Origin of the sequence: Pseudomonas sp. (assembly GCF_035277045.1) — a bacterium.
In the GTDB taxonomy this organism is placed as follows: domain Bacteria; phylum Pseudomonadota; class Gammaproteobacteria; order Pseudomonadales; family Pseudomonadaceae; genus Aquipseudomonas.
The window spans coordinates 1-11,829 of record NZ_DATELE010000101.1; the positions used below are offsets into that span (position 1 = coordinate 1).

Sequence of the window (11,829 nt, forward strand, 5' to 3'; positions counted from 1 at the left end):
CTCGGTATCGTCGATCAGCAGGATGCGCAGCATGCTCATGCCCCCTTCAGCGACCGACACGAGCGGTCGGCAGGTCGTTCATGGCATGCAGGCGGAAGCTGCGCGCGTAGCTGTACGGATCGCTGCCGTCCCAGCGGCCACCATCGATCAGCTGGCTGCTGCGCATGGGCAGCTGGCTGCAGTGCACGCCCACCGCCTCGGCCGCCTCGCGGTACAGCGCCAGTTGCTGCACCTGGCTGGCGACTTCGAGGTAGTCAGGGTCTTCGCGCAGAAGGCCCCAGCGACGGAACTGGGTCATGAACCACATGCCATCGGACAGGTAGGGCAGGTTGCAGCGCCCCTGGTCGAAAAAGCGCAGGGCATGCGGGTCTTGCCAGCGATGACCGAGGCCGTCCTCGTAGTCGCCGAGCAGCCGCGGCTGGATATGCTCGACGGCAGTGTCCAGGTAGGCCTTGTCGCTGAGCAGTTGGGCGGTGCCGCGGCGGTTTTCGGTGCTCTGCTCGATGAAGCGGCTGGCCGCCAGGATGGCCTTGACCAGCGCCCGCGCGCTGTTCGGGTACTGCTCGACGAAGGCGCGCGCGCAGCCCAGCACTTTTTCGGGATGATCGGGCCAGATGGACTGGCTGCTGGCAAGGGTAAAACCCTGGCCTTGGGCGACGGCATTGGCGGACCACGGCTCGCCGACGCAGAAACCATCGATGCGCCCGGCCTGCAGGTGCGCGACCATCTGCGCTGGCGGCACCACCACGCTGTCGACATCGCGCAGCGGATGGATGCCTTGGCTCGCGAGCCAGTAGTACAGCCACATGGCGTGGGTGCCGGTGGGAAAGGTCTGGGCGAAGGTCAATCGTGCGCCGTTATGGTGCACCATTCTCGCCAGTGCCTCGGGGTTGACCACGCCTTTGCGTTGCAGGGCGGCCGACAGGTTGATCGCCTGGGCATTCTGGTTCAGGCCCATGAGCACGGCCATGTCGCTCGCGGCGCCACCGCCGATGCCCAGATGAACCGCATAGATCAGGCCATAGAGGCTATGCGCGGCATCCAGTTCGCCACTGACCAGCTTGTCGCGCAGTCCGGCCCAGGACGCCTGGCGCTTGAGATTGAGGGTCAGGCCGTAGGGCTGGGCAAAGCCCTGGGTGGCGGCGACCACCACCGAGGCGCAATCGGAAAGGGCCATGAAGCCGATGTCGAGGACCGGTTTCTCTGGCCCATCGCTGCCGTTGACCCAGGCCAGGGGCGTTACTGGAGGTGCTGTATTCACGAAGTTCCTCGCCTGTACCGATAGGCTATGTGCAGGGTATGTAGCAACCCATATGCCAAGGCTCTGTCGCCGAGGCGGCGCGATGGCTATAATCGCCGCCTCACTCACGTCGAGTCTTGCCCGCCCATGTATACCCTGGCCCGCCAGCTGCTGTTCAAGCTCTCCCCGGAGACCTCCCACGACCTGTCCCTGGACCTGATCGGCGCCGGTGGCCGCCTCGGTCTCAACGGCATGCTGTGCAAGCAGCCGGCCGCGCTGCCGGTCACGGTCATGGGCTTGAACTTCCCCAATCCGGTGGGTCTGGCCGCGGGCCTTGACAAGAATGGTGCCGCGATCGACGGCTTCGCCCAGCTGGGCTTCGGCTTCGTCGAAATCGGCACCGTCACGCCTCGCGCGCAGCCCGGCAATCCCAAGCCGCGGATCTTCCGCTTGCCCGAGGCCCAGGCAATCATCAACCGCATGGGCTTCAACAACCTGGGCGTGGACCATCTGCTTGGCCGGGTACGCGCGTCGCGCCATGACGGCATCCTGGGCATCAACATCGGCAAGAACTTCGACACCCCGGTCGAGCGCGCCGTGGACGACTACCTGATCTGCCTGGAAAAGGTCTACGCTGACGCCAGCTACATCACGGTCAACGTCAGCTCGCCCAACACTCCGGGCCTGCGCAGCCTGCAGTTCGGTGATTCGCTCAAGCAATTGCTGGATGCCTTGGCGGTACGTCGCGAGCAACTGGCTGCCACCCATGGCAAGCGTGTACCGCTGGCGATCAAGATCGCCCCGGACATGAGCGACGAGGAAACCGCCCTGGTGGCCGCGGCGCTGGTCGAGTCGGGCATGGACGCGGTGATCGCCACCAACACCACCCTGGGCCGCGAAGGCGTCGAAGGGCTGGAACATGGGGCCGAGGCAGGTGGTTTGTCGGGCGCGCCGGTGCTGGAGAAGAGCACGCACATCGTCAAGGTGCTGGCGGGCGAGCTCGGCGGCAAGCTGCCAATCATCGCAGCGGGCGGGATTACCGAAGGGCGGCATGCCGCAGAGAAGATCGCGGCCGGCGCAAGCCTGGTGCAGATCTACTCGGGCTTCATCTACAAGGGGCCGGCGTTGATCCGCGAGGCAGTCGACGCGATCGCCGCGCTGCCGCGTCCATCGCAGGGCTGAAACGCGCGGGCAAAAAGAGGGCCCCTTGAAGGGGCCCCTGGGCCTTAGCCCGCCGCCCGGATGGGGCGCGCATGGTGAATCAAATCAGATCCTCGTTCAGCCAACGGCGTGATTTTCGTTGAGTCTGTGAATCCCCGCGGTGCCGGTCATACCGTCCCAGTTGTCGCCGCGTCCTTCGCGCCAGCCATTGATCCATGCCTGGCGAACAGACGGTAGATTAAAAGGGCAAAGCTCGCGGGATTTGCCAGTGACCCCATACTGGTAGCCACGTGAATATGCTCTTTCCAACGGATCACGCTTAAGTCTTCTCATAGGGTGTTGCCCTCACTTGTTGACTGTAATGTCCCGTCGGCCTCTGTGAGGCCGGGCAGAATCGTTCTGCCGGTTTGCGCTCGCTGCCGGCGTGGCGAGCGGTAGTGTTGCACCGTTGCGGTGACAACCTGATACGAGTTCTAACCAATGCAGGTCACAGTGGGAATGATCGATTTGTCATAAGGACGTAACCTTTCCAAAGGTCACGGGATAAGTAAATAAATGCGTCGCAACGCGATTTGACGCAAACGCCGCTATGGTCGGGGTTTGGTTGTCGCGTGAGGTCATTTGGCCATTATTTCCAAATGATGACGGCAACATTTGGTAATGCGACGAAGGGTCACAAACATGGCCTTTTGCCCGAAATTTTCATTCTGCGGGGTAATCAAAGCTTTTTTGCCATGGGCGAAAAAGCGGGTTTACCCGGCGGCCTGGCACCCCTGGACGACCAGGCTGCCACTCGCACGCTTGCAAGAAGGGCGTGCGAGCAAACACTGGCAGGGCATGCGTTGCCCTGTCACTTCATCTTGCCCAAGGCTCTGGATTACTCATGTCGGATCGTTTCGAACTTTACCTCACCTGCCCCAAGGGGCTGGAAAGCCTGCTCGCTGAAGAAGCCCGCAGCCTGGGCCTGGAGGATGTGCGCGAACACACCTCGGCCATCCGTGGCAGCGCCGACATGGAAACCGCCTACCGCCTGTGCCTCTGGTCACGGCTGGGCAACCGTGTGCTGCTGGTGCTCAAGCGCTTCAACATGAAAAACGCCGACGATCTCTACGACGGCGTCAACGAAGTCGACTGGCACGACCACATGGCTTGCGACGGCAGCCTGGCGGTGGAGTTCAGCGGCCACGGCTCGGGCATCGACAACACCCATTTCGGCGCCCTGAAGGTCAAGGACGCCATCGTCGACAAGCTGCGCAACCGCGAGGGCGAGCGTCCTACGGTCGACAAGCTCAACCCTGACGTGCGCGTGCACCTGCGCCTGGACCGCGGCGAGGCGATCCTGTCGCTGGACCTTTCCGGGCACAGCCTGCACCAGCGCGGTTATCGCCTGCAGCAGGGCGCCGCGCCGCTCAAGGAAAACCTTGCCGCCGCGGTGTTGATCCGTGCCGGCTGGCCGCGTATCGCCGCCGAAGGTGGCGCATTGGCCGACCCGATGTGCGGCGTGGGTACTTTCTTGGTGGAGGCGGCGATGATCGCGGCCGACATCGCGCCAAACCTCAAGCGTGAGCGCTGGGGTTTCACGGCCTGGCTGGGCCATGTGCCGGCCCTGTGGCGCAAGGTGCACGATGAGGCGACCGCCCGCGCGCAAGCTGGCCTCGCCAGGCCACCGCTGTGGATTCGCGGCTATGAAGCCGACCCGCGGCTGATCCAGCCGGGGCGCAACAACGTCGAGCGCGCGGGGCTGAGCGACTGGGTCAAGATCTACCAGGGCGAGGTCGGCACCTTCGAGCCGCGTCCGGACCAGAACCAGAAAGGCCTGGTCATCAGCAACCCCCCCTACGGCGAACGCCTGGGCGACGAAGCCAGCCTGCTGTACCTCTACCAGAACCTTGGCGAGCGCCTGCGCCAGGCGTGCCTGGGCTGGGAAGCGGCGGTCTTCACCGGCGCGCCGGAGCTCGGCAAGCGCATGGGTATTCGCAGCCACAAGCAATACGCTTTCTGGAACGGCGCGTTGCCGTGCAAGCTGCTGCTGATCAAGGTGACTCCTGACCAGTTCGTCACCGGCGAGCGTCGTCAGCCAGAACAGGCCGGCAGCGATACGCCACGTCCGGCACCGGTGGCGAGCGAGCCCGCGCGATTGAGCGAAGGCGCGCAGATGTTCGCCAACCGGTTGCAGAAAAACCTCAAGCAACTGGGCAAGTGGGCCCGGCGCGAGCAGGTCAGCTGCTACCGCCTGTACGATGCCGACATGCCCGAGTACGCCTTGGCGGTGGACCTGTATGAAGGCTGGGTGCATGTGCAGGAATATGCCGCGCCGCGCTCCATCGATCCTGAAAAAGCCCAGGCGCGCCTGTTCGATGCGCTGGCGGCGATTCCGCAGGCACTTGGCATCGACCAGGACCGCGTGGTGCTCAAGCGCCGCGAGCGCCAGAGCGGCACCCGCCAGTATGAGCGCCAGGCCACGCAGGGCCAGTTCCGCGAAGTCAGCGAGGGTGGGGTGAAGCTGCTGGTCAACCTTACCGACTACCTGGACACCGGTCTGTTCCTCGATCACCGCCCGATGCGCATGCGCATCCAGCGCGAGGCTGCGGGCAAGCGTTTCCTCAACCTGTTCTGCTACACCGCGACCGCCAGCGTGCACGCGGCCAAGGGCGGCGCGCGCAGCACCACCAGCGTCGATCTGTCCAAGACCTACCTGGACTGGGCGCGGCGCAACCTGTCGCTCAACGGCTTCTCGGACAAGAACCGCCTGGAGCAGGGCGATGTGATGGCCTGGATGCAGGAATGCCGCGAGGACTATGACCTGATCTTCATCGATCCACCGACCTTCTCCAACTCCAAGCGCATGGAAGGTGTGTTCGATGTCCAACGCGACCACGTCGAGCTGATCGATTTGGCCATGGCCCGTCTGGCGCCTGGCGGAGTGTTGTATTTCTCCAACAACTTCCGCAAGTTCCAGCTCGACGAGCATCTGGGCGAGCGCTATGCAGTGGAAGAGATCAGCGCCCAGACCCTGGATCCGGACTTTTCCCGCAACAGCCGCATCCACAAGGCCTGGCGCCTGCAGCTGCGCTGAGGCTCAGGCCGATTGAGACTGTCCCGCTTTTCGGGGACAGTCCAGCGCCCGCTGCGCTGGGCAAGGCGTCCAGCCGAGCTGGCCTTGCCAGCTCTTGTGGGACTGTGAGCTGCACCATGAATCTCTCAGGCTCAGGTGCTGGCCTGGAATCGTCGGTTCAGGGCACTGTCGCTGCGGTGCTGTTTATCAGCTTGGGCTGGCGGTACAGGTCCAGGAGCACCTGGTCGAGCACCGCCGAGGCACCCCACGGCTTGGGATCGTTCAGTATCGCGGCCACCGCCCAGGTGTGCCCGTTGCTGTCACGGCTGAAACCGGCGATGGCGCGCACCGTATTGAGCGTGCCCGTCTTGATGTGTGCCTCGCCGGTCATGGCCGTGCGCTTCAGGCGCTTGCGCATGGTCCCGTCCATGCCTGCCAATGGCATCGAACTGATGAACTCCGCGGCGTAGGGGCTCTTCCAGGCCGCTTGCAACAGCGCCGCCATCTCGCGGGTACTGACCCGTTCGGCACGCGACAGGCCAGAGCCGTTCTCCATCACCAGGTGCGGCGAGGTGATGCCTTTCTTGGCCATCCACTGACGGATCACTCGCTGGGCTGCGCGGGCATCATCGCCGTCGGTATCGGTACGGAACTGCGCGCCCAGGCTCAGGAACAGCTGCTGGGCCATGGTGTTGTTACTGTACTTGTTGATGTCGCGGATGATCTCGACCAGGTCGGGCGAAAACGCCCGGGCCAGCAAGCGTGCGCCCTTGGGCACGTTCTCGACGCGGTCGGTGCCCTGGAGCGTGCCGCCCAGCTCGTTCCAGATGGCCCGTACCGCACCCGCGGCGTAGCTTGGGTGGTCAAGCAACGAGAGGTAGGTCTGCGAGTTGCAGCCTTCGCCAAGCTGCCCGGTGACTGTCACGCTGACACCGCCAGGCTGGGTAACCGGGTTGTAGCGTACATCGCCCGTGCACTTGGTCGAGGCCACGGCCTTGACCTGGTTGTCGATACGGATGCTGGCGATCGGCGGTTCCACCGACACCAGTACCTTGCCGCCGTCGTTGCGGGCAACGAAACGCAAGGCTTTGAGGTTGACCAGCAGCGAGTCGGGCCTGACCAGGAATGGCTTGTTCACATCGCCGCCGTCATCGTCGAAATGCGGCAGGTTGGGCTGCACGAAATGGCTGCGGTCCAGGACCAGGTCGCCGGTGATGGTGCGCACGCCATTGGCGCGCAGGTCGCGCATCAGCAGCCAGAGCTTTTCCATGTTCAGCTTGGGATCGCCACCGCCCTTGAGGTACAGGTTGCCATTGAGCACACCGTTGTTCAGCGGACCGTCGGTGAAGAACTCGGTCTTCCACTGGTGGGTAGGGCCCAGCAGCTCCAGGGCGGCATAGGTGGTGACCAGCTTCATGGTCGAGGCCGGATTGACCGAGACATCGGCATTGAACACGGTCGCGGTGCCGGGACCATCAAGCGGCAGCATCACCAGCGACAGCGCCGAGTCCTGCAGCTTGTTGGTCTTGAGCGCCTGTTGCACCTTGGGCGACAGGGTGGTGTTGACGGGGGCGGCCTGGCTTGGCATTGCCAGCGGTACGAGCAGGCCGGCGAACAGCAGAGGGCGAAGCGATTTGATCATGAGGCAGGAACCCTACGGGCGAGGGGTGAAAAAACGGGGCGTTGAAAAGATGGATGCCCCCTTGAAAAATATAGCGCGCATTATGCCCCAAGCGCGCCGCCGATGCGTTCCGTTCGACGCAAAGGTTGCCCTGGCAGATGAATCAGCAAAAAAAAGGCCATCCTTTGGGGATGGCCTTTTTCAGGTTACGACAGCGGTGTATCAGGCAGCCGGGTTGATCGGCTTTTCCGGGTACCAGGCGTCCAGCAGCGGGCTGACTTCGACCTTGGTCAGTTCGCCACGGGCCTTGAGCCAGGCTTCGACAGCCGCGCGCTGCTCTTCGCTGACCGAGCCGCGGTTGGCCAGGCAGACCAGACCGAAATCATCGCCGCCGACGTAGTCAAGGCCGTTGGCGTCCATGGCTTCAGTCAGGAAAGCGTCGAGGAATGCGTCGATTGCCTCGTCATCCAGATCCTCTTTGAAGTCCAGATTCAATTCGAAACCCAATTCCTGGAACTCGTCTACACACAGCTTTTTGCGCAGACGGCGGGAACGGTTAGTGGCCATGAAACAATCCTCTTAGGTAAATACGCGGCGGATTCTATCAGCTAAGCCGCGAGGCTGCCCGTTTCGTGCAGTGTGGCATTGCGCCCTACCTTCTGTCGTCGCGGCTGCCAAGCGCTGTGAACAACCTTGGCCCGCGCAGGGTCATCCAGTCAGTTGGTACGCCAGAAGCGCGAACAGCGCCGCCGTGCGACTTATCCCGTGCAGGGGTAAAAAAGCCTCGCTGACCTGATTGGAGATCTACTGATGAGCGACCTTCCGGTACCACGCCTCGCGGTCACGCCGCTGCGTTTTCAAGCATCCTACGAGCACGTTCCAGAGGACGAGGGCGAGACCAGCAAAGCCTTGTCAGAAGCGCTGCATTCGATCCTGGAGACCACGTTCAAGGACAGCGGCCACGCCAATCGCAGCGTTCATGCCAAGGCACACGGGTTGTTGCAGGGGCAGGTGACGGTCCTCGACAATTTGCCGCCGGAGCTTGCGCAAGGCGCTTTCGCCCGGCCCGTGACCCTGCCGGCCTACTTGCGCTTGTCGACCAACCCTGGCGACATCCTGGATGACAAGGTCTCCACGCCCAGAGGGCTGGCGCTCAAGATCGTCGGTGTCGAGGGCCCTCGTCTGGCGGGCAGCGAAGGCGAGGTCACCCAGGACTTCGTGATGCAGAATGCCAAGGCGTTTACCGCGGCGACGCCTAAGGCTTTCCTGAAGACCCTGAAGTTGCTGGCCAAGACCACGGACAAGGCGCCGGGCACCAAGAAGGCCTTGTCGGCGGTGCTGCGCGGCGTCGAATCGGCCCTGGAGTCGGTGGGTGGCGAGAGCGGAACCCTCAAGAGCCTTGGCGGCCATCCGCAGACGCATATTCTTGGCGAAAGTTTTTCGACCGTGGTGCCTGTGCTGTACGGACCCTACTACGCGAAGCTGGCAATGGTGCCCGTCTCGCCCTCGCTGCAGGCGCTGACCGACTTGCCGGTGGACCTGGGCGACAACCCTGACGGGCTGCGGTCGGCCGTCGTCGAGTATTTCGCCCGGCACGGTGGCGTCTGGGAGCTGCGCGTTCAGCTCGCCACGGACATCGAGAAGATGCCGATCGAAGACGCTTCCACGCAATGGCCCGAAGACCTTAGCCCGTTCGTGACGGTGGCCCGTGTCGAGGTCCCGGCCCAATCGGCATGGGATGGCGAAAAGGTCAGGGAAATCGACGATGCGATGGCGTTCAGCCCGTGGCACGGCCTGGAGGCGCACCGGCCTCTGGGTGGCATCATGCGGGTGCGCAAGCCGACTTACGAGATGTCCTCAGGCTTTCGGGCAAGCCATAACGGCTGCCCGATTCACGAGCCGCGTTGAGCCGCGTGCCCTGACGTGTCTCCCTGGCCTGGTTCGAGCTCAGCCTGCAAGTGCCTGGCCAGGGCATTTTCCACTCGCCGCATCTGCCGCGCCAGGCGTTGGCGCGAGTGCCTGAGCCGTGCAGGTGACAGGTTCTGGGCGCAAGCGGACTCAAGCTGGCCGCAGGCGCGCTCCAAGGGCTCGGCCTGTAGCATTCGTGCCGCGCTGATGATCTTGTGCGCCTGGTCCTTCAGCGCCCCGGCGCGACTGGCAGGGTCTATCGCCAGTAGCACCCTGTAATCCTCCCGCAGGCTCTGGCGCACGGCCTCGAGCAATTTGTCGCGGGCGGCGATGTTGTCTCCCACGATAGTGGTCAGGCCGTGCAGGTCGAAGGGTAGCTCACGGGGGCTGATCGCAGGGGCGCAGCGGCGCACGCCTGCCAGGCGCTCGCCGAGGGCCTGCAGGCTGATGGGCTTGAGCAGGCAGTCATCCATGCCGGCCGCGAGGCAACGCTGGCGCACCTCGGGCTGCGCATTGGCGGTGTAGGCCAGGATGGTGCAGGCGCAGCGATGGGTATCGCGCTCTTCGGCGCGCACCGCGGCGGCAAGCTCGTAGCCGCTCATGTGGGGCATGTTGCAATCGATGACCAGCACATCGAAGCGCCCTAGACGCCAGGCGTGGAGCCCTTGCTCGCCGCTGCTCGCGCTCTGCTGGAACACACCGAGATAGTCGAGTTGCTGGGCCATCAGCAGCAGGTTGGCCGGATGATCGTCGACCACCAGCACCCTCAACCGCGGGTCCGGCGACTGCTGCCGGGCGGGCGCCGGCGACGCGACAGTGGGGTGCTCGGCATGCTGCAACGGCAGCGCCAACCGGACCCGGGTGCCGACACCCTGCAGGCTGTCGAGCCGCAACTGGCCCCCCATCAGTTCGCACAGGTTGCGGCTGATCACCAGGCCAAGTCCTGTGCCGCTGCGTGCGAGATCACTGTGCGGATCGACCTGCGCAAACGGGCTGAACAGGTACGGCTGGTCCTGCTCATGAATACCGATGCCGCTGTCGCATACCTCCAGGTCCAGCAGCGGCCCTGCATCGCTCTCGCGCACATCCAGGTGGAGGCGCACGTAGCCTTGATCGGTGAACTTGATCGCGTTGCTGACCAGGTTGAACAACACCTGCTTGAAGCGCAGCGGGTCGAGCAGTACCTGGCAGCGGGCAGCCGGCTCGATCAGCACCTCCAGCACCAGGTTTTTCTGGCGAGCCTGGCCGTCGAACACCCGGCCCACCGATTCGACCAGGCCGGCCAGGCAGACCGGCTCGGGTGTCAAGGTCATGTGGCCCGACTCGATGCGCGCGATATCGAGGATATCGCCAATCAGGCCGAGCAGGTCCTTGGCCGAATGATAGGCGACCTCGATCGCCGGCTGGTCGGCCAGCCCGTGGTCTGCCCGCTTCAGCGCGAGCTCCAGCATGCCGATGACGGCATTCATCGGCGTACGGATCTCGTGGCTGATGGTGGCCAGGAAGGTACTCTTGGCCCGGTTCGCATCGTCGGCCTGCTGCTTGGCCAGGCTCAGGTCCTGAACCAGTTTGCGCCGGTCGCTGATGTCGATCCAGCCACCGATGATGCCCTGCATCTCGCCCAGTGAGTCGCGGTAGGGGAGAATCCAGTGGTAGATCGTCAGCTCCCGGCCCTTCAGGTGCAGCGGACGGTCCTGGATCAGCGGCTTGCCATGGGTCATCACCGCCCGGTAGTCGTCCTCGATCTGGCGGGTGACATCGCCATGGGTGAAAAGGCTGTCGTACAGGCGCTTGCCGATGATCTCCTCGCTTCTCGCGTCAACCGCTTCCAGGTAGCTGTCGTTGCAGCTTTGCAGGCAACCGTCGCGATCGCGGACATACATCGGATGCGGCGTGCCGTTGAGCAGGGCGCGCATGAACTCCAGCTGGTCGTTGAGCGCGCGCTCGGCCGCCTGACGCTGCTTGATCTGCCCCCGCAGGCGGGCATTCCAGACCAGCGACAGCAGCAGCATCAGGCTGGTGCCGATCACCACTTGCAGGATCAGCTGCTGGTAGGTTTGCCAGTAGGCGTCGTCGTGGGTGCTGTAGCCGCGCCAGCGACTGTTGATCACGCCGAGCTCCTCGGGTGAGATGCTCAGCAAGGCCTTGTCGAGAATCGAGGTCAGCTCGAGCGCCTGAATGGAGGTGGCCATGGAGAACGTGGCAGGCTCGGCGCCCACGCTGTTGCGAATGGTCAGTCCGGCATTGCTGGCCACGACGAAATTGGCATTGATCAACGCCATGACCGCGGCGTCGACCTGGCCGCTCGCGAGCAGGGTGGTGGAATGGAGCGCGCTTTCCGTCACCGACAGTTGCAGGTGCGGGTAGTGCGTGGCCAGCAGGTCGGTCATGGCGCTGTCGCGGGTCACGGCGATCCTGCGTCCGGCCAGTTGCTCGAGCGAAGCGGGTTGGTGCTTGCCGCTGCGGGTGACCAGAACGTAGGAGTTTTCCAGGTAAGGCCGGCTTATGTTGAGCAACGCGCTGCGTTCTTCGCCCGAGGAAATGGCCGCGATCACGTCGGCTCGCCCGTCGTGGACCTGCCCGAGCATGTCGCTGACGCCCGAGGCGGACTGCACCTCGAAGCGCAGTCCGGTGCGCAGGCGGATCAGCTCCAGCAGGTCGGCGCTGATGCCCCGGAAGTTGCCGTGGTTGTCGAAGAACGCCAAGGGCGCCGCGCTCTCGTTGACCACCACCCGCACCACCGGATGGGCTTGCAGCCAGCGCTCCTCGCGTGGCGACAGCTGCAGCTTGCGGTCGGTCAGCAGGCTGGCGCTGCCGGCGCTCCAGCGCTTGAAGATGTCCTCG

Annotated in this window: 8 protein-coding genes; 3 read left to right on the forward strand and 5 right to left on the reverse strand. The window is 64.1% G+C overall.

Annotated elements, in window-relative coordinates; all coding sequences use genetic code 11:
* Nucleotides 1-46: 46 nt before the first annotated feature.
* Nucleotides 47-1,261 carry a CmpA/NrtA family ABC transporter substrate-binding protein gene (locus tag VJS90_RS04145; protein WP_324119379.1) on the reverse strand — a complete coding sequence of 405 codons (1,215 nt, stop codon included), beginning with the start codon at nucleotides 1,259-1,261 and terminating at the stop codon, nucleotides 47-49.
* A 126-nt stretch (nucleotides 1,262-1,387) separates the two neighbouring features.
* On the opposite strand from VJS90_RS04145, the gene VJS90_RS04150 reads away from it, so the two are divergent.
* Nucleotides 1,388-2,422 (forward strand): quinone-dependent dihydroorotate dehydrogenase, encoded by a 1,035-nt coding sequence (locus tag VJS90_RS04150; protein ID WP_324119380.1) that lies wholly within the window; start codon nucleotides 1,388-1,390, stop codon nucleotides 2,420-2,422.
* A gap of 96 nt (nucleotides 2,423-2,518) precedes the next feature.
* On the opposite strand, the gene rmf is transcribed toward VJS90_RS04150, so the two are convergent.
* Nucleotides 2,519-2,734 (reverse strand): ribosome modulation factor, encoded by a 216-nt coding sequence (gene rmf, locus VJS90_RS04155; protein ID WP_003248687.1) that lies wholly within the window; start codon nucleotides 2,732-2,734, stop codon nucleotides 2,519-2,521.
* 550 nt (nucleotides 2,735-3,284) lie between these two features.
* Between rmf and rlmKL the strand changes: the two genes are divergently transcribed.
* Nucleotides 3,285-5,477: a bifunctional 23S rRNA (guanine(2069)-N(7))-methyltransferase RlmK/23S rRNA (guanine(2445)-N(2))-methyltransferase RlmL gene (gene rlmKL, locus VJS90_RS04160; protein ID WP_324119381.1), complete on the forward strand. Its 2,193-nt coding sequence runs from the start codon at nucleotides 3,285-3,287 to the stop codon at nucleotides 5,475-5,477.
* Between the two features lie 157 nt (nucleotides 5,478-5,634).
* Here the strand turns inward: rlmKL and dacB are convergent, their stop codons facing one another.
* Nucleotides 5,635-7,098 carry a D-alanyl-D-alanine carboxypeptidase/D-alanyl-D-alanine endopeptidase gene (gene dacB, locus VJS90_RS04165; RefSeq protein ID WP_324119382.1) on the reverse strand — a complete coding sequence of 488 codons (1,464 nt, stop codon included), beginning with the start codon at nucleotides 7,096-7,098 and terminating at the stop codon, nucleotides 5,635-5,637.
* A 201-nt stretch (nucleotides 7,099-7,299) separates the two neighbouring features.
* Nucleotides 7,300-7,644 carry a YggL family protein gene (locus tag VJS90_RS04170; protein WP_324119383.1) on the reverse strand — a complete coding sequence of 115 codons (345 nt, stop codon included), beginning with the start codon at nucleotides 7,642-7,644 and terminating at the stop codon, nucleotides 7,300-7,302.
* Between the two features lie 243 nt (nucleotides 7,645-7,887).
* Here VJS90_RS04170 and VJS90_RS04175 point away from each other — a divergent pair, with 243 nt between their 5' ends.
* On the forward strand, nucleotides 7,888-8,985 hold the full coding sequence (locus VJS90_RS04175; protein WP_324119384.1) for a catalase family protein: 1,098 nt from the start codon (nucleotides 7,888-7,890) through the stop codon (nucleotides 8,983-8,985).
* On the opposite strand, the gene VJS90_RS04180 is transcribed toward VJS90_RS04175, so the two are convergent.
* A partial coding sequence (locus tag VJS90_RS04180; RefSeq protein WP_324119385.1) for an ATP-binding protein occupies nucleotides 8,970-11,829 on the reverse strand: 2,860 nt, incomplete at its 5' end. The two genes, VJS90_RS04175 and VJS90_RS04180, sit on opposite strands and share 16 nt — an antisense overlap.